Origin of the sequence: Lentzea sp. NPDC004782 (assembly GCF_040609115.1) — a bacterium.
In the GTDB taxonomy this organism is placed as follows: Bacteria; Actinomycetota; Actinomycetes; order Mycobacteriales; family Pseudonocardiaceae; genus Lentzea.
Window position 1 is genome coordinate 18,553 of record NZ_JBEXJN010000021.1, and the last position, 21,811, is coordinate 40,363.

Here is a 21,811-nt window from a genome sequence, read left to right on the forward strand (position 1 = left end):
CGAGCCATGCAGTTCTTGCGCAGAGCAGTGGCGTTGGTGGCCGTCGGGACGTTCCTCGGAAGCGGTGTCTCACAAGCGGAATCGCCCGCTTTCGAGATCCAGGGCCTGGACGGGCACGGCAACAACCGTGCCCATCCGGACTGGGGCACCGCTGGTGAGGCGTACACCCGGCTCGCTCCCACGAGGTACGCGGACGGCGTCGGGCAGCCGGTCGCCGGGCCCAACGCGCGGTACGTCAGCAACCGGATCTTCGCGGACGGCAGGCAGAACCTCCCCTCCGACCGCGACGTCAGCCAGTGGGCCCAGGTGTGGGCGCAGTTCATGGACCACACGTTCGGGCTGCGCGAGGACACCGCCACCGACGCGTCGGTCCCGTGGGACAACGAGGCGCCCATGGAGCACGTGCGCAACGACCTCGGCTCGATTCCCATGCGGCGCAGTGGTGTCGTCGACGGCGTCACTCCGCACCAGCAGATGAACATCGTCAGCTCGTACCTCGATGGCTGGGCGGTGTACGGCGGCACGCAGGACCGGCTGACCTGGCTGCGTGACGGCGCGAAGTTGTTGCTGCCCAACAACATGCTGCCGAGGCGCCAGGCGCGCGGCGGCGACGGCGCGGACGCGCCGGTCATGACCGGGCCGTTCGGGGCGATCACCACCGGCAACGGCGTGGTCGCGGGTGACATGCGGGCCAACGAGAACGCCACGATCACCGCGGTGCAGACCCTGTTCGCCCGTGAGCACAACAGGATCGTCGACCGGTTGCCCTCGCACCTGTCCGACGAGGAGAAGTTCCAGATCGCGCGCAAGGTCGTGATCGCCGAGCAGCAGTGGATCACCTACCAGGAGTTCCTGCCCGCGATGGGCGTGCGGCTCGCGCCGTACCGCGGCTACCGGCCGGACGTGCGGACCAGCCTCGCCAACGAGTTCGCGACCGTCGGCTACCGCTCGCACAGCATGGTCCGCGGCGACTTCGAGGTCGTCACGAACACGTCCCGGTACCCGGCGCAGCAGCTGGACACGTTGCGCGCCAGGGGGATGAGCGTCACGGTCACCGGTGACCAGGTGGAGATCGGGATCCCGCCGCGCCTGCTGCCGTTCAACCCCGACCTGGTCGACGACGTGCAGCTCGGCCCGTTGCTGCAGAGCTTCGGCCGCCAGCCGGAGAACCGCAACGACGAGGTCGTCGACGAGGACGCGTTGCGCAGCATCGTCTTCCTCATCCCCGGCTGCGTGCCGCGCTGCCTGACCGCCGTGATCGACGTGGCCGCACTCGACGTGGAACGCGGCCGTGACCACGGCATCGCCGCCTACAACGACCTGCGCCGCGCCTACGGCCTCGCGCCGAAGCCCTCGTTCCGCGCGATCTCGGGCGAGCCGACCGAGTCGTTCCCCACCGACCCCGAGCTCACGCCGGGCGACGAGATCAACGACCCGAACAGCCTCGACTACCTGCGTCCCGGCGTCCGTCGCACGACCACGGCCGCCCGTCTCAAGGCCATCTACGGCGACGTCAGCGGCCTCGACGCGATCGTCGGCATGATGGCCGAGCCGCGCCTGCCCGGCAGCGAGTTCGGCGAACTGCAGCACGCCATCTGGAAGAAGCAGTTCGAGGCCCTGCGCGACGGTGACCGGTTCTTCTACGCCAACGACCCGGCCCTGCGGATCATCAAGGCGCGCTACGGCGTCGACTACCGCCGATCCCTCGGCGACGTGATCGCGGCCAACACCGACATCCGCCGCGGCGACCTGGCGTACGACGTGTTCCGCGCTCACCCACCTGTGGGGTGAAGTTAGGTGAGGAACGCGGCGGCCCGACATAGTTTTTCCAGCGTGAGATCAGTGGCCGCCGCGTTATTACCCGTGGCCGCCACCTCCGGCGGAGCAGCGGCCTCGACCGCTGCCCCGATCGCGAGGTGCGCGGCCGCCCGACCCGAAATCACCTCGACCGAGACATCCGTCGAAGCGCGCGTTCTCACCGGCTGCACGGCCGGTGAGCTCGTCGTGTTCCGCGCGGCCTTCGCGGCCAGCGCCCACGGCACCTCCTGCACCGCGGTCCCGTCCGAACTCGAAGCCGACCCCGCGGACGTCCCCCGGTGGATCCGCGCTCGCCTCGAACTGGTCTGCGCCCCCGGCGAGAAGGGCCTGCTCGGCTCCCCGATCACCGTGGAGATGCACGGCGCGCCCAGAACACCATCGTCGGCCTCGGCGACCTGCCGGAGGCGCCGGACCCGGCCGCGCGGTCGTCGGCAGGGTCGGCGGGAGCGGGCGGTTCGCGGACCTGCGTGGACCACGAGCTCTACGACGGCTGAGCCTTGCCCTTCTGCGTACCGGTGATCACGTCGAGACCCAGGTGCTCGGCGAGCAGGTGCTTGAGCTCAGGACCCTCGATCAGCTGGATGCGGCCGTGCCGCGCGGCGAAGTCGTGGGCCTGCTTCCCGAACCACGACGTCGTGACGAGCACGCCCCGTCCCGCGCGCTTGTCGTCCATCGTGCCCGCTAACGCACGCACGTCGTTGATCGGAACGGTCTTGCGATAGCGCTTGGCCTGCACGATGCACAGTCCGCCGATGAGCGGGTCCGGGTTGACCGCGACCGCGTCCACCCCGTCGTCCCTGGACGCCTGCGTCACCCACGACTGCATGCCCGTCGCCTCGAACAGCTGGCGCACGAGGTGCTCGAACTCGGTGGGGGTGAGGTCGACCAGCACGGGCCTGCCGTCGAGGCCGGCCGCGACGTCGATCTCGTCGATGAACCGGTACTTGGACAGATCCGGGTCGAAGAACGGCCGCACGGCCTCCATGTCGTGCGGGTGCGGGGAGACGAGCGCGTTGAGGTGTTTCAGGCACTTGACCGCTTCCAGCTCGGTCAGCACGAACTGGTCGAACTGTTCGCGTGTGGCCGTCACGCTCACCAGACACGGACGCTCGGGCTGTCCGGTCGCCTTGTTCCGGGTCGACACGTGCCCGTTGACGGAGACCTCGTGCACGAGGTGGCTGGGCTCGATCTCGAACGCGTCGCGCATGGTGAGCAGGACCAGCTGCGCCACGAGGTCCAGGTACCGCTCCCGGATCTCCTTGACCGGGCGTGGTTTCGCGTCGGTCTCGTCGCGGGTGCGGACGTACTTGTACTCCTGGACCTCGGGGATGATGTCCACAGTCGGGAGTTCACGAACGACGTAAAGCCTGCGCGCCTCGGCCTGGTAGGCGATCTCGACGTCGACCGGCACGTCCTCCGGAACCGGCGACGACTCGATGACCAGCTCGAAGTAGTCCTCGATCGCCTCCGGCTGTTCCGCGCGGAACCCCTGTTCGAGCCGGTCGACCTCGGCGTTGGCCTGCACGGCCCTGGCCTGGTGGGCCTGAGCGCGTTCCTGGTGTTCGCGCTGGGCGCGGGCGAGCGCGTGCTGCCTCGCCTGCTCCCGTTGCGCGTGATGGGCGCAAGCCTGCTGGTAGTCGGCCTGGCGTTGCTGGACGAGGTGCTGGTGCTGCTTCGAGGCGCCGAACATCTTCGCCATCAGGCCGGTCGGCTCGGGTGGAGCGAACTGGTGCCACTGGGGTGCCGGGATCGGCTGGGCGAGCTGACCGGGCTGGAACGGCGGGAACGACGGGTCGATCCGCAGTGTCTCGAACGCGATCTGGGCGATCCGGGGGACTCCGTTGGCCAGCACGGACCCGAACGCGGCGACCCTGCCCTGCACGGAAGCGGTCAGCGCGGCCGCCTCGGCGGTCTTCTCCTCGACGTGCTGAGCCTTCTGCGCTTTCTGCCACTCGGCGTGGGCGCGAGCGGTCTCCTTGCGCTGTCGTTCCTGCTCCCGGATCGCCTGGTTCACCAGGCGTTCGTGCTCGCGCTGGGCCCGAGCCTGCTGACGTTGCCGCTCGTTCTGCTGGTGCTGGAGCTCGGCGAAGAAGCCGCGTTTCCTTCTGGCCACGCAAGGTGACGCTAGCCGAGAAGTCGTTCGCGTTCGTATGTTTTGCCCGATCGATAACAAACCGTGCAGCCTTTCCGACACCGTTCAACGGAGCAGCGCACGCCTGCGTTTCCAGGTTCAACAAGCAAATCGCGTGGTGAGAAGGAGGTACAACGCGGTGATCAAGGAAAGGGTTGCTGTGGCGTCAACCGCAGACCAATCACGCACCGTACGCTGTCAGGGCGCCTAGGCTGGGGGTGATCGCGGAAGGGGTGGTGTGGGTCGTGGGGCTCGCGGAGTCCTTGCTCACGTGGCTGCACGGCTTCGTGGGTGCCGGCGTCTGCCCCGGTGACTGGGTGTGGACCACCACAGCGCTCGGTGCGGTGCTCGGGTTGTTTCCCACGATGGGGGCGCTGCTGTCCATCGTGGTGCGCCGGATCGTCGGCAACTCCTACGGCGCGGTGACGGGTGCGATCTTCGCGGTGCTCGGCGTCGCGAGCTGCCTGGTGCTGCCCTGGTTGATCATGCGCGGCACCGTGCAGGGGCTGCAGAACCGGTCGATCCCCGGCTCCGGCACGCTCGACGGCGCCACCTGCTTCGGTCAGCTGCAGCAGGGTGACTACCTGGTCGACAGCACGCCGTCGATCATCGGCGTGATCCAGCGGCCGGGTGCGCCGCCCGTGTTCCTGGTCGCCGCCTGCGTCACCGTGGTGCTGGCGTTGCTCTGCCTGTTGTTCGTGATGTTGCAGGCCGGTTCGGCGTTCCGGCTCGGGCCGAGCTGGCCGCGCCGCGTGTTCTGGCCGCCGTTCCTGGTGCTGCTCGCGGCCACGTCGGCGCTGCCCGTGACCCTCGTGGGCCACGTGTTGTTGGGCTTTCTGCCGATTGCGGTGATCGGCTCAATCGTCGTGCGGATTTTCGGGTTGACTACGGCCATGCTCAACCGCCCCGGCCGCGACCGTTCCCAGGACCGGAACGCGCAGAACCCGCCGCCACCGCAGCCGGTGGCACGCACGCCGCAGCCACAGCTGCCCCAGAACCCCCAGCAGCAGAAGAAGGCGCCCACCAAGCCGATCACGGCAGCTCAGCAGCAGCCGCCGCCGTACCAGCCGGCGCAGGTGCCGCCCTACCAGCCGGCGCCGATGAACCGGCCGATGCGCCCTGTCCACCAGCCCCCGCCGCCGCATCCCGGCCAGTACCCGCCGACCCGCGTCGCCGAGGTGCTGCCGCACCCCAAGCCCCAGCCGCAGCCGTCGCAACCGGCGGTGCTCGCCGACACGCCGGGCCCGCTGCCGTTCGGACCGGGTGCCGCGAACGCCGACGCACCCGCGCCGGTGCAGAAGTCCGGCAAGGTCTGGAACCCCGGCAACGGCCGGTTCCGCCGCGTCCGCCAGCTCGGTTCCGGTGGGTTCGGCACGGTCTGGCTGGCCGTCGACGAGCAGCTCGACCGCACGGTCGCGGTGAAGCTGGCGCACGCCCCGGACAACGAGACCGAGGCGCGCATGCTCCGCGAGGCCCGCGCGCTGGCCGCGGTCCGGCACCCCAACTGCGTGCGGGTGTTCGACATCGTCCAGGACCCGGACGGCCTCGCCCTGGTCATGGAGTACATCGAGGGCGCGTCGCTGTCCGAGACGGTGCTGAAGAACGGCCTGATCGACGACAAGCTCGCCGCCCGCCTGTGGCTGAACATGGCCGACGCGCTGGCCGCCGCCCACGACCGCGGCGTCCTGCACCGCGACGTGAAGCCGTCCAACGTGATCGTCGACGGGCAGGGCACCGCGCACCTCATCGACTTCGGCATCGCCCGCTCCAAGGGTGACAGCACCCTCACCGCCACCGGCATGATGGTCGGCACCCCGGACTTCCTCGCCCCGGAAACCGCTCGCGGCGAGACGGCGTCGCCGGCGTCGGACTCCTGGCAGCTGGCCGCGACCGTCTCCTACGCGCTGACCGGCCACCCGCCGCGCGGCTCCCGCGAGAACCCGATCTCCTCGCTGATGGCCGCCGCCCAGGGTGAACCGATCACCAAGCTGCCGCAGAACAGCGCCCACGCCCGGTTGCTGCTCGCGGCGATGGACCCGGAGCCCAGCCGCCGTCCGACGCTCGCGCAGGTGCGGGGGCAGCTGTCGCAGTTCCTCGACCAGCAGGGGATGAGCAAGGAAGGTCCGGTCACGAGGGTCATCAGCAAGCCGACTCCGCCGCCCACGAGGCACATGCCGATGTAGGCGATCCGGGTGAACGTCGGCGAAGACCGTAACGGTGATTCACCGTTCAACGACCTAAGCCGTGGCTCACCTGGGAAAGCTTCGGCATCGGAGGCGATGCCCTGCGAGGGGTGGTGAGGCGGTTTCCGCCGATCGCCTCACCACTTCACCTTCGCGCGGACGGCCGCACCCGCCACGGCGACGGGCCATCTGCGGGCCCGGCGCCTTGATCAGGAACGTTCCGGCACGGTCAGCGACCCGAGCGGGTGGTCGGCGAGAGGTGTGGATGCCGTACCCGCGCGAGATTGGGCTCGAGGGCGACCTGACCGAGGGGAAAGCTCTCGAGATCAGCCGGAGCTAGCCGATGGCCTTCGAGATCACCGGCGCCAGACTGCGGCTGAACTCGCTGTTGAGGTGGTTGAGGTCGTAGTAGACGGCCACGTTCCCGACCACGGCGTAGCACTTCTGCCGGTCGCAGAAGTAGTCGGTCAGGTCGATCAGGGTCACGCCGGGGTTGGCCGCGGTGCGAGCGGCTTGGACCATCGGATCGGTGGGGTGGGCCAGCTCGCGCGGGACGGCGCAGAGCTCGGGGTTCGCCGGGTTCAGGGTCACGCAGTCGGTCGAGCGGACCTCTTCGTTGAACGGTGGATCGGCTAGCACGACCACGTGAATGCCCGCGTCCGTCCACTTCCGCCACAGCGGCTGCAGGCCCGCGCGGTACTGCTCGGCCTGGCTGCGGCCGCTCTTGTCGTCGACGATCTCCCTGCGGGAGAAGAACGACGTCACGACCAGCGACGGCTTGTCGTCGGCGATCATGTCGGTCACCCGCTTGCTCCAGTTGGCACAGCGCTCGGCCTCCTGGCCCGTGACGGACCCGCCGCGGAACTCGGAGATCCGGACGTCCGCGAACGGGCAGCCGCCGAGATAGCTGATCCTGAGCACCCACTTGCGAGCGCGGGCGATCTCGAAGATCGCCGGCTGCCAGTGCTGGGCGTGCGAGTCGCCCACGACCCACACCTTCTCGGCAGTGGCGGAACCGCCGGAGAAGTCGCAGGTCGCCATGTTGTGCTTGTACGCGCCGAGGGTGACCCACTCCTCCGGCGCGCACTCGGGTGCCCACCGCCAGTACTCGTTGGCCGGGCCCATCACGGTCACCCTGGCCGGGCCGAACGGGGTGGCGCAGCCGTTGGCGGCGATCATGGCACCGGCGCCGTGACACGGGCTGTTCCGGCCCGCGGCCGGGTCTCGCTCGGCTTGCGCGACATGGCGCAGGTAGGTCCACTGGAGCCCGCCGGCGAGCACGGCGACGACCGTGATGCCGACCAGCATGCCCCCGAACGTCAGCTTGGTGCTGCGGGTCAGCGGGCCCCACGACATGCCGCGGTCCTCGACCAGCACCTTCGTCGCCCAGGCGAGCACCAGTGACAGCGCGAGCAGGCCCAGACGCCACGGCGTGCCGAGAGTGCTGCCGTCCACCAGGCCGCTCAGTGCGAACGGCGCGAGCAGCACGACCGGCCAGTGCCAGAGGTAGAGCGAATAGCTGATGTCGCCCACGAACTGCACCGGTCGCGATGCGGTCAGCGGCGTGTGCCACTGCCGGCCGGCACGCATGCCGGAGATGATCACCAGGCCGGTGCCGGCCGCCGGAACCAGGGCCGGGGAGCCGGGAAACGGCGTGTGGTCGTCGTAGAGGAACGCCGTCGCGATGATCATCGCCAGACCGGCGAACGCCGCGAGTTCGGCGGCCGCGCGGGGCAGCACCAGGCGGGTGGAGGCGAGGGCCACACCGGCGCCGATCGCGAACTCCCACACCCGGACCGGGGTGATGAAGTACGCCGCGCTCGGCGAGACGGCCGTGTAGTAGACGCTCAGACCGAGCGACAGCGTGCCGAGCACCGCGACGCCGGTGACCACCCAGCTGCGCCTGCCCAGTTTGAACAGGCCGACCAGCAGCAGTGGCCAGAACAGGTAGAACTGCTCCTCGACCGACAGCGACCAGTAGTGCTGGACCAGGCTCGCGGCCTGGCTCTGCGCCGAGTAGTTCACCGACTTGGCCGCGAGCAGCCAGTTCTCCCAGTAGTAGGCGGCGGCGAAGGACTCCTCCGCGGTGGCCGTCCAGCGCGGGTACGGCAGCAGGAAGTAGGCCGTGACGACGCTGAAGGCGAGCACGAGGAACGCCGCGGGCAGCAGTCGCCGGACCCGCCGCGCGTAGAACCGGGCGAGCCGCACCCGGCTGGTGCGGATGATCTCGTGGTCGAGGTGGGAGGTGATCAGGAAACCGGAGATGACGAAGAACACGTCGACTCCGACGTAGCCGCCGGTCAGCCCGTCAGGCCAGAAGTGGTTCACCACCACGGCCAGCACGGCGATCGCGCGCAGCGCCTGGACGTCGGTGCGGAAGGCGGAGTTCTTCCACCCGCCGTTGCCGACGCCCTGCCTGTCCTGCTCTCTGTAGATCTCGAAGGTGACGCTCATGCGGCTGAATCCCCCCGAAATCCGGCCGGCGCGAGCCCGTGCGGTGACGTGCAGAGTCTTCGTCGGTCACTCGATCAGGGCGTATATGACCAGGCATGTTAACTCACCGCAACCGAAGATCAGCGCCAACTCGGCAACCAGAGCTCCTGCTGCCACATCTCGGGGGTGATCGGGTTGCCGTTCAGGATCGGCCACAGCCACACGAAGTTCGCCACCACGATGCCGACGTACAGCGCGACCACGAGCAGGCCCGTGCCGCGGCGTTCGGAACCGGCGCTGCGACGGCCGAGGATCTCGCCGAGGGCCAGCACGATCATCAGCACCAGGAACGGTGCCATCGGCGTGACGTAGAAGAAGTACATCTGCCGGTCGAGGTTGAGGAACCACGGCAGCAGACCGGCCATGTACCCGACGAGCACGGCGGCGTAGCGCCAGTCGATCCGGCCGATCGACCGCCAGACCGCCCAGCCGATCACCGGGAACGCGAGCCACCACATCGCGGGCGTGCCGATCAGCATGATCGCGCCGAGGCACGACGTCGCGCCGCAGCCGGTGACGTTGTTCTCGTAGTAGTAGAGCATCGGACGCAGACCCATCGGCCACGTCCACGGCTTCGACTCCCACGGGTGCCGGTTGGTCGCCGAGGTGACCAGCTCGACGTGGAACTTGTAGACGTTCTTGGCGTTGAACCACAACGACTGCAGGACGTCGGGGATGTACCAGACGTCCTTGACCTTGGTGCCGACCACGTGCCGGTCGATGCCGGTCTCGCTGGCCATCCACGGGAACCAGGTCGCGATGTACACCAGCACCGGAATCACGAGGAGGGCGCCGAGCGAGGGCAGCACGTCCTTCGCGATCGAGCCGAGCCACGGTTCCTCGACACCGGCGTCCCGGCGGGCCAGGGCGCTCCAGATGACCGTCAGCAGCCCGAACGCGGCGATGTACCACATGCCCGACCACTTGACGCCGCACGCCAGGCCGAGGCACACGCCCGCACCGAAGCGCCACCAGCGGAAGCCCAGCCACGGGCCGAACGCCGAGTTCCCCACGAACCCCTCGCGCACGGCCACGGCGAGTCGTTCTCTCATCTGCTCGCGGTCCACGACCAGACAGCCGAACGCGGCGACGACGAACAGCGCCAGGAAGATGTCGAGCATGCCCATCCGCGACTGGACGTGCGAGACGCCGTCCGCGATGAGCAGCACGCCGGCCAGCGCGCCGAGCAGGTCCGAGCGGGTCAGGCGGCGGGCGATCCGGACGATCAGCAGGATCGTGATCGTGCCCGCGAGGGCGGAGGCGAACCGCCAGCCGACGCCGTCGTAGCCGAAGAGCTCCTGGCCGATCGCCATCAGCTGCTTGGCGAGCGGGGGGTGGACGATCAGCTCGTAGCCGGGGTTGTCCTCGTAGCCGCCGTTGCGCAGCACCTGTGCCGTCTGCGGCACGTAGTGCTTCTCGTCGAAGATCGGCGTGCCTTTGTCGGTCGGATACCCGAGGTTCCAGAACCGGACCAAGGCGCCGACCAGCGTCACGACGACGGTGACGAGCCACCCGCGCATGCGGTCTCCGGACGGCGGCGGGTCGAGCGCTGCCGCACGATCCGTGCTCGGCTCCTCGACGACGACGGGCGCCTCTCCTGGCTGCACGAGGACTGTCACGTCGCCGATCGTAGGGTGAAGCTTGTGAGTCCTGTATCCGGTTCAGGCCGTCTGGTCCTGGCAGCCACCCCGCTCGGTGACATCCGCGACGCTTCCCCGCGCTTGGTGGAGGCGTTGGAGACCGCCGACGTGATCGCCGCCGAGGACACCCGGCGGTTGCACAGTCTTGCGGCCGCGCTGCAGGTCAAGCCATCCGGGCGGGTGATCAGCTTCTACGACCAGGTGGAGACCGCGCGCCTGCCGGGGCTGCTGGAATCGCTGCACAACGGTGAGACGGTGCTGCTCGTGACGGACGCCGGGATGCCGTCCGTGTCCGATCCCGGTTACCGGCTCGTCGCCGCGTGTGTCGAGCAGGACCTCAGGGTCACGTGCCTGCCGGGGCCGTCCGCCGTGACGACGGCGCTCGCCGTGTCCGGCCTGCCGAGCGACAGGTTCGCGTTCGACGGCTTCCCGCCGCGCAAGTCCGGTGAGCGCAAGCGTTGGTTCGCACCGCTCGCCACGGAACAACGCACGGTCGTCTTCTTCGAGGCACCCCATCGGCTGGCTGCGACGCTCGCGGACGCCGTGGACGTGCTCGGGCCTGAGCGTCGAGCTGCCGTGTGCCGTGAACTGACCAAGACCTACGAAGAGGTCGTGCGGGGGTCGTTGGCGGAGCTCGCCGAGTGGGCCGTGGAAGGCGCACGCGGCGAGATCACCGTCGTCCTCGGTCCGGCTCCCGCCGAGGAGAAGCCGGACCTGGACACCCTGGTCGCCGAGGTCAGGCAGCGCGTCGCCGACGGGGAACGGCTGAAGTCGGCCGCCGCCGAGGTCGCGGAGGCGGCCGGCGTCAGCAAGAAGGCCCTGTACGACGCCGCGATCAAATCAAGCTGACCCGCGGCTCGGCTTGTCGCACGCGGGGCCCTTTCGTGCGCCAGGAGTGCACGAAAGCTCCCCGCGTGCGCTCCCAGAACGTGAAATCAAGCTGACTCGCGGTTGAACGTGCGGACGCCGTAGAACACGCCGACCAGCACCAACGCTGTCACCGAGAGCAGCCCGAGCAGGACCGAACCGGCGTTGAAGATCGACCGCTCGGCGTCGACGACGTGCGCCAACGGGTTGGCTCGAGACAGCCAGTAGAGCCACTTCGGGCCGTTGGACATCGGCAGCAGCACGCCCGAGAGCAGCATCAACGGCACGATCGTCGCTGACAGGACGGATGCGAAGACGTACTCCAGCTTCACCTTCAACGCGATCGCGTACGACGCCGACCCGATGGCGACGCCGAGCAAGGCCACGAGCCCGAGACCGAGCAGGACCTCGCCGGGTGACGCGCGGAACCCGAACAGCATCGCGGCCAGCACGATCAGCAGGCCCTGCACGACCAGCAGCACCACGTCCTTGCCGACCCTGCCGACGAGCAGCGCGACCCGGCTGACCGGGGTGACCCGCAGCCGTTCCATCACGCCCGACCGCACCTCGGGCAGCAGCGAGAAGCCCGCGTAGGCGGTGCCGAACAACGCCAGCTGCACCAGCAGGCCGGGCACGAACCACTGCCAGCCGCTGTCGCCGAGCAGCGGTCCGAACAGGCCGAGGTAGAGCAACGGCTGGGACAACCCGAAGATCACCACGACGGGGTTGCGCACCACCGGCAGCATCACGCGGGCGAAGACGAGCCAGGTGTCACCCAGAAAAGTTCTACGCAGCATGGGCTTCCTCCCGCAGAGAGCGGCCGGTCATGGTCAGGAACACGTCGTCCAGCGTCGGCCGGTGGACCTGGACGGAGTGCAGTTCGACGCCGATCTGGTCGAGGTCGCGCAGCAACGACGGCAGCGCGCGGTCGCCGTTCGGGATGCGGAAGCTGACCTTCTCGCCGTCCACCACGGCGTTGGAGAACTTCGTGGCGACGACCGGCGCCTGAGGCGTGCCGAGCACGACCAGGTCGCCGGAGACGCGGTTCTTCAGCTCGTCAGGCGATCCCTCGCCGACGATCAGGCCGTGGTCGATCACCAGCAGCCGGTCGCTGAGGAAGTCCGCCTCGTCGAGGTAGTGGGTGGTCAGGAAGACCGTGGTGCCGTCGGCCCTGAGCTGCTTGATGTGGTCCCACAGGTTGCGGCGGCTCTGCGGGTCGAGCCCGGTCGACGGTTCGTCGAGGAACAGCAGCCGCGGGTTGTGCAGCAGGCCCATCGCGATGTCGAGCCGGCGCTGCTGGCCGCCGGACAACGTGACCGCCAACCGGTTCTCCGTGCCCTGCAGCTCGAACCGTTCGACGAGATCGGCGGCCTTGCGCCGTGCCTGGGCCCTGGACATGCCGTAGAAGCGGCCCTGGAACTCGAGCTCGTCGCGAACCCGCTGGTCCGCGCCGCTGCCGTTCTTCTGACCGACGTACCCGATGTTGCGGCGCACGCCCGCCGGGTCGGTCAGCAGGTCGTGCCCGGCGATGATCGCCTCGCCCGCCGTCGGCTGCAGCAGCGTCGTGAGCATGCGCAACGTCGTGGACTTGCCTGCCCCGTTCGGTCCGAGGAACCCGACGAGCTCCCCCTCTGCGACGTCGATGTCCACCCCGCGCACTGCTTCCACGGGGCCGAACTTCGTCGTGAACCGGCGCGCGAGGCCGCGTGCCTTGATCATGACTGAATCCCCTCTAGTCAAGTTTGACTAGAGGCTAGCGAAAGCTAGTCAAGTTTGACTAGTCCCGGAGGTCGTACTCGCCGGCCTCGAGCCGCCCGATCAGTTCCTCAGTCCAGCGGACCTGCCCTTCGAGCTGCACGAGCCACAGTCGAGCCAGCTCGCTGACGTGGGCGGGCTTGCCCATCTCGGGGAACACCCCCACGAGGTGCCGGGTGGGCGCGACCTGCGCCGTCAGGCCCACCAGCCGGCTCTTCAACAGGACGAGCGCCTGCTCACGGGGCATCAGCATCAGCAGTGCGACGCCGGCCGAGAGCTCGTCCAGGGGCCGCGACGAGTCGGCCAGCGCGCCGCCGAGCGACTCCATCAGCTCGCGGTCGCCCTCCGGCGTGATCCGGTAGCTGGTGCGGGCGGGACCGCCGTCGGACTCGGTGCCGACCGGCTCCAGCAGTCCCTCCCTGGCGAGCGACTTCAGCGCGTGGTAGATCGAACCGGGCTGCACGTTGGCCCACTTGTCCGCAGCCCACGACGTGAGCTCGCGGCGCACCTGGTAGCCGTGCGCCTCGCCGACGAGCTTGACCACGCCGAGCACGAGCATCCTGGTCGCGGACAAACCGACCTCCCATGCAGTGAAAAGCGGCTGGCACCGCCTCCGTAGGCTATGCGCATGAGTGCCTCCGTACTGACCGCGGTGGCCTGGCCTTACGCCAATGGCCCCCGGCACATCGGTCATGTCTCCGGTTTCGGTGTCCCGTCCGACGTCTTCTCCCGCTACATGCGAATGTCCGGACACCGGGTGCTCATGGTCAGCGGCACGGACGAGCACGGCACGCCCATCCAGGTGCAGGCCGAGAAGGAAGGGCTCACGGCTCGTGAGCTCGCCGACAAGTACAACCGCGTGATCGCCTCCGACCTGCAGGGCCTCGGCCTCTCCTACGACCTGTTCACCCGCACCACGACCGGCAACCACTACCAGGTCGTGCAGGACCTGTTCTCCGCGCTGTGGAAGAACGGCTACGTCATCCCCAAGACGGAGATGGGCGCCATCAGCCCGTCGACCGGCAGGACGCTGCCCGACCGCTACATCGAGGGCACCTGCCCGATCTGCGGGTACGACGGCGCGCGCGGTGACCAGTGCGACAACTGCGGCAACCAGCTCGACCCCGCCGACCTCAAGAACCCCCGGTCGCGGATCAACGGCGAGGTGCCGAAGTTCGTCGAGACCGAGCACCTGTTCCTGGACCTGCCCGCGTTCATCGACTCGCTCGGCTCGTGGATGTCCACGCGCACCGAGTGGCGTCCGAACGTGCTCAAGTTCTCGCAGAACCTGATCAAGGACCTGCGCCCGCGCGCGATCACCCGCGACCTCGACTGGGGCGTGCCGATCCCGCTCGACGGGTGGCGCGAGCAGCCGATGAAGCGGTTCTACGTGTGGTTCGACGCGGTCATCGGCTACTTGAGCGCGTCGGTCGAGTGGGCGCGGCGCACCGGCGACGACGACGCCTGGAAGGAGTTCTGGACCGGCGACGCCCAGGGCTACTACTTCATGGGCAAGGACAACATCGTCTTCCACTCGCTGATCTGGCCGTCGCTGCTGCTCGGGCAGAACGGCGCGGGCGACAAGGGCGGCGAGCCCGGCCGGTTCGGCACGCTGAACCTGCCGACCGAGGTCGTGTCGTCGGAGTACCTGACGATGAGCGGCTCGAAGTTCTCCACCTCGCGCGGCACCGTGATCTACGTCGGCGACTTCCTGAAGGAGTTCGGGCCGGACGCGCTGCGGTACTTCATCTCCGTCGCGGGCCCCGAGAACCAGGACACCGACTTCACCTGGGAGGAGTTCGTCCGCCGGACGAACTTCGAGCTGGCCAACGAGTGGGGCAACCTGGTCAACCGCTCGATCTCGATGGCGCACAAGAACGTCGGCGCGATCCCGAAGGCCGTTTCGCTGACCGCCGCGGACCACGAGCTGATGTCGTTGGCGCGCGGTGCCTTCGACACGGTCGGCGCGCACCTGCGCCGGTCGCGGTTCAAGCAGGCGTCCGGCGAGGCCATGCGCGTGATCTCGGCGGCGAACAAGTACCTGTCGGACCAGGAGCCGTGGAAGCTCAAGGACGACCCGGACCGCCGCGACTCGGTGCTGCACACCGCGCTGCAGGTCGTGCAGGACGCGAACACGCTGATGACGCCGTTCCTGCCGCACTCGGCGCAGCAGGTGCACGAGGCGCTGGGCGGCACGGGCGTGTGGGCGGCCCAGCCCGCGCTGACCGAGGTCACCGACCTCGACGTGCCCGACCGCTCGTACCCGGTGCTGACCGGTGACTACGCCGGTGAGCAGGCCCGCTGGGAGTCGACGCCGATCGAGGTCGGGCGGCCCCTGCAGAAGCCCTCGCCGCTGTTCGCGAAGCTCGACCCGAAGCTGGGCGAGACCGGGCCCGAGTGGGCTCCGATCGTCACCGAGTAGTGGCGGACAAGCGGGAACGACCGCCGGTGCCGGAAGCTCTTCCGGCACCGGTGATCGACGCTCACACGCACCTCGACGCCTGTGGTGCCACCGACCGGGCAGGCGTGGCGGAGGTGCTGGACCGCGCGGAGGCCGCCGGCGTCTCGCACGTGATCACCGTGGCGGACGACCTGGCCGCCGCGCGGTGGGCTGCCGAAGCGTCCACTTGGGACCCTCGGGTCTACGCGGCGGTGGCCGTGCACCCGACGCGCACCTCCACGTTCGGTGATCTCGAGAAGGCCGAGCTGGAGCGGTTGGCGGTGTTGCCCCGCGTCGTGGCCATCGGCGAGACCGGTCTCGACTACTACTGGGACTACTCGCCGCCGGCTGCGCAGCACGAGGCTTTCCGTTGGCACATCGAGCTTTCCAAGCGCGTCGGGAAGCCGTTGATGATCCACGACCGGGACGCGCACGAGGACATCCTCAAGGTCCTCGACGCCGAGGGTGCACCGTCCACTGTGGTCTTCCACTGCTTCTCCGGCGACGCGGACTTCGCCCGGCGGTGCGTCGACGCGGGGTACGTGCTGTCGTTCGCGGGTCCGGTGACGTTCAAGAACGCCCGCGCCCTGCAGGAGGCGGCCCGGCTGGTGCCGCAGGATCAGCTCCTGGTCGAGACGGACGCCCCGTTCCTGACGCCGCATCCGTTCAGGGGGCGTCCAAACGAACCCTATTGTGTGAATTACACAGTTCGGACTTTGGCCACTCTCCGTGGCGAAGATCTTTCTGAACTCTGCTCCGCCGTCACCCGTAATGCTCAACGAGTGTTCGGGCTTGGTCACTGAGATGCGATGTGAGACGAACGGAGCAAAGGGTTCCAACCCCATGGGGTGACTGAGGTCACAACATTGGCGGGGGTGTTTGCGCAACGTGCGCGACCCCGTTACTGTCCCGTGACCGTGCCACCTGAGCCGACCTTGTCGGTTCGGTGCACGCCCGCAGTCGGGGCGGGATCCAAGCCAGAAGCGTGAAGAAGCGAGACCACGTAGGAGGAGTTGCCGGGAACCTTCGAGTTCCAACTCGAATGATCTTGTCAACGCCAACTGTGCGGTGGCCTCGAGCTTCCGCAATGGAGGTATCGACCCAGTGTCTGGTAGCGACAGAACTGCCGCTCCGTACGACTTCAACGAGGACACCGACTGGTTCACGCCGGTCGGGATGACCACGGCCACCGCCGTCGCCGATCCTCACCCGAGCTTTCCCGCCGGTGCGCTGACCATCTCGCCGGAGGACGTGCTCGAGGTGCTCGGCCCGGACGCCGACGAGCTCCTCGCGACGGCCAACGTCGACGTCGACGAGCTGATCCGTCTCATCAACGCCGAGACGACGATCATGCCGCCCCTCGTCCTCCCGACGGAGGAAGAGGAGACCGAGGACCCGCAGGTCCTCGTCCAGACCGTCACGAACTGGAAGCGCCGCTTCCTCAAGGGCGCGGTCGCCGCGGTCCTCGTCTCCATCTCCGGCGGCGGCGTGACCGCCATGGCGATGGACAAGTCCCTCACGGTCGACGTGGACGGTGCACTGCAGACCGTCCACTCCTACGAGGGCACGGTCGGCGAAGTTCTCGCGGAGGAGGGCATCACCGTCGGCGAGCACGACGCCCTCTCGCCCTCGCTGAACACCCCGATCTCCGACGGCGGCAAGATCACCCTCGACCGCGGCCGCCTCGTCAAGGCGAGCATCGACGGCCAGGCGCGCGAGGACTGGGTCCGCTCGGTCACCGTCGAGGAAGCCGCCAAGCAGATGGGCGTGCCGATCGAGGGCGCCTGGTTCTCCGCTCCCGGCAACCAGCAAGTGCCCCTGGAGGGCATGAACCTGGAAGTCAAGACCCGCAAGAACATCAAGCTCTTCGACGGCGCCAACCCGGTCCGCGAGATCCAGACCACCGCGGTCACCGTCGACGAGCTGCTGAAGAACGAGAACCTCTCGCTCGGCCCCGAGGACGCGGTCGCCTCCGGCACCGACGTCAAGCTCGCCACCGGCGCCGAGGTCTACATCTCCCGCACCGGCGTCACGGTCATCAACGTGAACGAGCCGGTCGCCCCGCCGGTCGAGACGACCAAAGACCCGAACATGAACGCGGGCGAGCAGACGGTCACCGACCCCGGCACGCCGGGTGAGCAGGTCAGCACCTACCGCGTCACCGTGAAGAACGGCAAGGAGATCAGCCGCGAGAAGATCGGCGGCAAGGTCACCAAGGAGCCGAAGCCCAAGAAGATCACGGTGGGCACCAAGCCCCTGCCCGACGGCGCCGTGTGGGATCGCCTCGCCCAGTGCGAGGCGGGCGGCAACTGGGCCGCCAACACCGGCAACGGCTACTACGGCGGCCTGCAGTTCAACGCCGGCACCTGGGCCGCCAACGGCGGTACCGCCTACGCCCAGCTCCCGCACCAGGCCACCCGCGAGCAGCAGATCGCCATCGCGACCAAGCTGCGCGACCGCGCCGGCGGCACCTACGGCGCCTGGCCGGGCTGCCGCGCCAAGCTGGGCCTGCCGTAAACCGCAAGATTTCATGGCACGCGGGGGCCCCGCGTTTCCCTCTGGGGAACGCGGGATCCCCGCGTTCCTGCCGGTCGGCGGGCGGGTTCCGGCGTCCGGCAGCCCGACCTCCGCCGCCCAACCCCACCTGCGAGAATGCTCCGGTGAGCCTGCTGGGACCTGCCGAAGTGCGACGTCTGGCCGAAGAGCTGGGCATCCGCCCGACCAAAAAACTGGGTCAGAACTTCGTGCACGACCCGAACACGGTCCGCAAGATCGTCGCCGCGGCCGAGCTCACCCCGGACGACGTAGTGCTGGAGGTCGGCCCGGGCCTGGGCTCGCTGACCCTGGCGCTGCTCCCCGCCGCCGAGCAGGTCGTCGCGGTCGAGATCGACCCGCCGCTGGCCCAGCGCCTGCCGCAGACGGTGCGCGAGATGGATCCGGAGAACGCCGGCAAGCTGCACGTCGTCCTCAAGGACGCCATGAAGGTCACGAAGGACGACCTCGTGGTCCAGCCCACGGCGATCGTGGCCAACCTGCCCTACAACGTCGCCGTCCCCGTGGTCCTGCACCTGCTGAACGAGCTTCCGGCGCTGCGGAAGGGTCTCGTCATGGTCCAGGCCGAGGTGGCCGACCGGATGGCGGCCAGGCCCGGCAGCAAGATCTACGGCGTGCCCAGCGTGAAGCTCGCCTGGTACGCCGACGCGCGGAAGGCAGGCCCGGTCGGCAGGAACGTCTTCTGGCCCGCGCCCAACGTCGACTCGGGGCTGGTTTCGTTCCACCGTCACGAGAACCCCTTGTCCACAGTGGACAAGAAGAGGCTCTTCTCGATCGTCGACGCGGCCTTCGCGCAACGTCGCAAGACCCTCAGGGCCGCCCTCAAGGGCTGGGCCGAAGCCGCGGACATCAACGTCGACGAACTGCTCGACAAGGCCGGCGTCGACCCGCAGGCCAGGGGCGAGCAGCTGAGCGTGATCGACTTCATCCGGATCGCGGAGGTCTAGGCCGGAGATCCATCGGCCAACAGTGTGATCTGTCGAACGAATCGGATTCTGGCTTGCGCAACCGAACGTGCGTCCGGTTGACTGCTAGGTGCCATCCGGAGCGACCGAGAGACCTGGCTCTACGACGTCGCAGCAACCACCCGCTGGATGCGGGCAGGTGCTAACGCCAGGACCGATGGAGGATCACATGGGTACCACGCGAATGCTGACGCGCCGTCGAGTCGTCGACCAGTGCCGTCGCACCGCTTCTGCATGTCGTCGCCACCTCGTCTAAGGCGCCTTCTCAAAGTCCTTTGACGCGCACTCGACCAAAGAGTGGCGCACACCTGAGCAGAACTTCGACCGCGCACCGCCCACGAGGCGAGTGTGCCGTCGCGCGCAGCCGTGGAGCAGAAGTGATCACTGTCGAAAACCTCACCAAGTCCTTCCAGGGTGTCAACGCCCTGAACGGCGTGACCCTCGACGTCGAAGCGGGCACCGTGCTCGGCGTCGTCGGCCCGAGCGGGGCCGGCAAGTCGACGCTCGCGCGCTGCGTGGCGCTGCTGGAGCGCCCCGACTCGGGTGCGATCCGCGTCGACGGCACGGACATCACCGCGCTGGACGGGTCAGCGCTGCGGGCCGCCCGCAGGCAGATCGGCGTTGTGCCGCAAGGGGATTCGCTGCTGCGGCAGCGCACCGCCGCCGGCAACATCGCGCTGCCGCTGGAGTCCGCGGGCGTGCCGGGACCGCAGCGCCGCACCCGTGTGGGCGAGCTGCTGGACCTCGTCGGGCTCACCGACAAGGCCGCCGCCTACCCCGACCAGCTGTCCGGCGGGCAGCGTCAGCGCATCGCAGTGGCGCGCGCACTCGCCGCCAACCCGAGCGTCCTGCTGGCCGACGAGCCCACCAGCGCGCTCGACCCCGAGACCACCGGTTCCGTGCTCACCGTCCTCGACCGTGCGCGCGCTGAGCTGGGTGTGACCGTCCTCGTCGTCACGCACGACATGGGCGTGGTCCGCAAGATCTGCGACGACGTCGCCGTGCTGGAGCAGGGCCGCGTCGTCGAGCACGGCAAGGTCCTCGACCTCGTCAGCGACGCTGGCAGCCGCACGAGCGGTGCGCTGCTGCCCGCCGTCGACCTGAACCCGATCAACGAGAGCAGCTACGACCGCGTCGCGGACGTCGTGCTCGTCGGGTTCGCCGCGGTCGGCGCGCTGCTGCCCGAGGCCTCGCACCGGTTCGGCGTCGAGCTGAACATCGTCGGTGGCGGCCTGACGCGCCTGGGCGAGACCCCCGTCGCGCGGTTCCGCCTCGGCCTGAACGGCGAGCGGTCCGACTCGGCGCTGGAGTGGATCAGCGAGGCCGGTGGCGCGGTGCAGAGGTCCCTGAAGGGGCCGCAGGGAGTAGCTGCGTGAGGTCTGCAACACCCTGGCCGGACGTGCTGAGCTTTCTCGTCGAGGCCACCGGGGAGACGCTGTACATGGTCGGCGTCTCCACCTTGATCGCCACCGCTTTCGGAGTTCCGCTCGGGGTTTGGCTGCAGCTCACCGCCAAGGGCGGGCTGCGGCCGAACGCCGCGCTGCACCGCGTTCTCGGCTTCATCACCGACCTGGGCCGCTCGATGCCGTTCATCGTGCTGCTCGTCGCGCTCACGTCGGTCACCCGCCTGATCGTCGGCGGTTCCATCGGCAGCACGGCGGTCATCGTGCCGTTGGCGGTGGGTGCGATCCCGTTCGTCGGACGGCTCGTGCAGAACATCCTGTCCGAGGTGCACGTGACCGTGGTCGAGGCCGCGGTCACGACCGGCGCCTCGACGCTTCGGATCGTGCGTTCGGTGCTGATCCGCGAGTCGCTGCCCGCGCTGATCAACGCCATCGGCGTCACCGTGATCGCCCTGATCGGGTACTCCGCGATGGCGGGCGTGATCGGCGGTGGTGGCCTCGGTGACCTGGCGATCCGCGAGGGCTACCAGCGCTTCAACGACCGGGTCCTGTGGAGCACCGTGGCGTGGCTCGCCGTGCTCACGACGTTGATCCAGCTCGGTTTCACCCGTGCCGCCCGCGCCTCGGACCGCCGCCGCCACGCCTCCGTCTGACTTTCCCGCACGCGGGGCCCTTTCGTGCGCCAGGAGCGAACGAAAGCTCCCCGCGTGCACTCAAGACTCTGCCGTGAAACTCTCAAAAGGAACGAAATGCGTATTAAGGCTGCTCTGATCGCGGTCGCTTTGACTGCTTTGTCTGCCTGCTCCGCCGGTGGTGCGTCTGCTTCGGACACGCTCAAGGTCGGCGTGTCGCCCGTCCCGCACGCGCAGATCCTCAAGTTCGTGGCCGACAACCTCGCCGCGCAGAAGGGTCTGAAGATCGAGGTCGTCGAGTTCACCGACTACGTGCAGCCCAACACGGCGCTGGTCGACGGCTCGCTCGACGCCAACTACTTCCAGACCGTCCCGTACCTCGCGACGTTCACGAAGGAGAGCGGCGCCAAGGTCGAGTGGGTCACGCCCGTCCACGTCGAGCCCTTGGGTGTGTACTCCAAGAAGGTGCGCAAGCTCGACGAGCTGCCGCAGAACGCCAAGGTCGCGCTGGCCAACGACGCCACGAACGAGACCCGCGGGCTGAAGCTGCTGGAGGCCAACGGCCTCATCAAGCTCAAGGCCGTGGACGCGCCGACCGTGCGCGACGTGGCGGAGAACCCCAAGAACCTGCAGTTCGTGCCGCTGGAGGCCGCTCAGCTGCCCCGTTCGCTGGAGGACACCGACGCGTCGGTGATCAACGGCAACTACGCGATCGACGCGGGCCTGAAGCCCGCCACCGACGCGCTCGCGCTGGAGAAGGCCGAGGGCAACCCGAACGCCAACGGCCTGGTCACGCGGACCGAGCTCAAGGACGACAAGCGCATTCGCTCGTTGGCGGAGCTGCTCGGATCGCAGCAGGTCAAGGACTACATCAAGCAGACCTACAACGGTTCCGTCATCCCGGTTTAACGCAGGTGGCGACCGGGGGAGG

17 protein-coding genes and 1 riboswitch are annotated in these 21,811 nt (G+C 68.8%); of the genes, 10 read left to right on the plus strand and 7 right to left on the minus strand.

The window, feature by feature from the left end; genetic code table 11:
- The first annotated feature begins 6 nt into the window (after positions 1-6).
- Positions 7-1,791, plus strand: a complete 1,785-nt coding sequence (locus ABZV40_RS20285) for a peroxidase family protein (protein WP_355443422.1) — start codon at positions 7-9, stop codon at positions 1,789-1,791.
- 2 nt (positions 1,792-1,793) lie between these two features.
- Here the strand turns inward: ABZV40_RS20285 and ABZV40_RS20290 are convergent, their stop codons facing one another.
- A complete protein-coding gene (locus ABZV40_RS20290; protein ID WP_355443424.1) occupies positions 1,794-2,042 on the minus strand; it encodes a hypothetical protein in 249 nt (82 codons plus the stop codon).
- A 257-nt stretch (positions 2,043-2,299) separates the two neighbouring features.
- Positions 2,300-3,931 carry a restriction endonuclease gene (locus ABZV40_RS20295; protein WP_355443427.1) on the minus strand — a complete coding sequence of 544 codons (1,632 nt, stop codon included), beginning with the start codon at positions 3,929-3,931 and terminating at the stop codon, positions 2,300-2,302.
- Positions 3,932-4,167: 236 nt separating this feature from the next.
- Here ABZV40_RS20295 and ABZV40_RS20300 point away from each other — a divergent pair, with 236 nt between their 5' ends.
- Complete coding sequence (locus ABZV40_RS20300) at positions 4,168-6,132, plus strand: serine/threonine-protein kinase (protein WP_355443430.1); 1,965 nt, start codon at positions 4,168-4,170, stop codon at positions 6,130-6,132.
- Positions 6,133-6,468: 336 nt separating this feature from the next.
- On the opposite strand, the gene ABZV40_RS20305 is transcribed toward ABZV40_RS20300, so the two are convergent.
- Positions 6,469-8,586 carry an acyltransferase family protein gene (locus tag ABZV40_RS20305; RefSeq protein WP_355443433.1) on the minus strand — a complete coding sequence of 706 codons (2,118 nt, stop codon included), beginning with the start codon at positions 8,584-8,586 and terminating at the stop codon, positions 6,469-6,471.
- Between the two features lie 119 nt (positions 8,587-8,705).
- Complete coding sequence (locus tag ABZV40_RS20310; protein ID WP_355443436.1) at positions 8,706-10,244, minus strand: phospholipid carrier-dependent glycosyltransferase; 1,539 nt, start codon at positions 10,242-10,244, stop codon at positions 8,706-8,708.
- A 24-nt stretch (positions 10,245-10,268) separates the two neighbouring features.
- Here ABZV40_RS20310 and rsmI point away from each other — a divergent pair, with 24 nt between their 5' ends.
- Positions 10,269-11,114, plus strand: a complete 846-nt coding sequence (gene rsmI, locus ABZV40_RS20315; protein ID WP_355443439.1) for a 16S rRNA (cytidine(1402)-2'-O)-methyltransferase — start codon at positions 10,269-10,271, stop codon at positions 11,112-11,114.
- Between the two features lie 86 nt (positions 11,115-11,200).
- On the opposite strand, the gene ABZV40_RS20320 is transcribed toward rsmI, so the two are convergent.
- Genes ABZV40_RS20320 through ABZV40_RS20330 form a run of 3 tightly spaced genes read right to left on the minus strand, consistent with a single transcriptional unit; the run spans position 11,201 to position 13,461 of the window.
- Positions 11,201-11,929 (minus strand): ABC transporter permease, encoded by a 729-nt coding sequence (locus ABZV40_RS20320; protein ID WP_355443442.1) that lies wholly within the window; start codon positions 11,927-11,929, stop codon positions 11,201-11,203.
- The gene (locus ABZV40_RS20325) at positions 11,919-12,851 is read right to left on the minus strand and encodes an ATP-binding cassette domain-containing protein (RefSeq protein ID WP_355443445.1); all 933 of its coding nucleotides are present in this window, start codon (positions 12,849-12,851) and stop codon (positions 11,919-11,921) included. Before ABZV40_RS20325 ends, ABZV40_RS20320 begins: the two co-directional genes overlap by 11 nt.
- A 58-nt stretch (positions 12,852-12,909) precedes the next feature.
- A complete protein-coding gene (locus tag ABZV40_RS20330; RefSeq protein WP_355443447.1) occupies positions 12,910-13,461 on the minus strand; it encodes a PadR family transcriptional regulator in 552 nt (183 codons plus the stop codon).
- 54 nt (positions 13,462-13,515) lie between these two features.
- Here ABZV40_RS20330 and metG point away from each other — a divergent pair, with 54 nt between their 5' ends.
- The 7 genes from metG (at position 13,516) to ABZV40_RS20365 (ending at position 21,789) form a co-directional block, all read left to right on the plus strand.
- Positions 13,516-15,309: a methionine--tRNA ligase gene (gene metG, locus ABZV40_RS20335; RefSeq protein WP_355443449.1), complete on the plus strand. Its 1,794-nt coding sequence runs from the start codon at positions 13,516-13,518 to the stop codon at positions 15,307-15,309.
- Between the two features lie 26 nt (positions 15,310-15,335).
- On the plus strand, positions 15,336-16,130 hold the full coding sequence (locus ABZV40_RS20340) for a TatD family hydrolase (RefSeq protein WP_355443451.1): 795 nt from the start codon (positions 15,336-15,338) through the stop codon (positions 16,128-16,130).
- A 301-nt stretch (positions 16,131-16,431) separates the two neighbouring features.
- Positions 16,432-17,844, plus strand: a complete 1,413-nt coding sequence (locus tag ABZV40_RS20345) for a transglycosylase family protein (RefSeq protein ID WP_355443454.1) — start codon at positions 16,432-16,434, stop codon at positions 17,842-17,844.
- Between the two features lie 149 nt (positions 17,845-17,993).
- Positions 17,994-18,827: a 16S rRNA (adenine(1518)-N(6)/adenine(1519)-N(6))-dimethyltransferase RsmA gene (rsmA, locus tag ABZV40_RS20350; protein WP_355443755.1), complete on the plus strand. Its 834-nt coding sequence runs from the start codon at positions 17,994-17,996 to the stop codon at positions 18,825-18,827.
- Between the two features lie 88 nt (positions 18,828-18,915).
- Positions 18,916-19,009: riboswitch (SAM riboswitch) on the plus strand.
- Positions 19,010-19,222: 213 nt separating this feature from the next.
- Positions 19,223-20,221, plus strand: coding sequence for a methionine ABC transporter ATP-binding protein (locus ABZV40_RS20355; protein WP_355443457.1), 999 nt, complete (start codon positions 19,223-19,225; stop codon positions 20,219-20,221).
- Entirely contained in the window at positions 20,218-20,901 is a 684-nt protein-coding gene (locus tag ABZV40_RS20360; RefSeq protein WP_355443461.1) for a methionine ABC transporter permease, read from the plus strand. Before ABZV40_RS20355 ends, ABZV40_RS20360 begins: the two co-directional genes overlap by 4 nt.
- A gap of 96 nt (positions 20,902-20,997) precedes the next feature.
- Positions 20,998-21,789, plus strand: coding sequence for a MetQ/NlpA family ABC transporter substrate-binding protein (locus tag ABZV40_RS20365; protein WP_355443464.1), 792 nt, complete (start codon positions 20,998-21,000; stop codon positions 21,787-21,789).
- Positions 21,790-21,811: the final 22 nt, after the last annotated feature.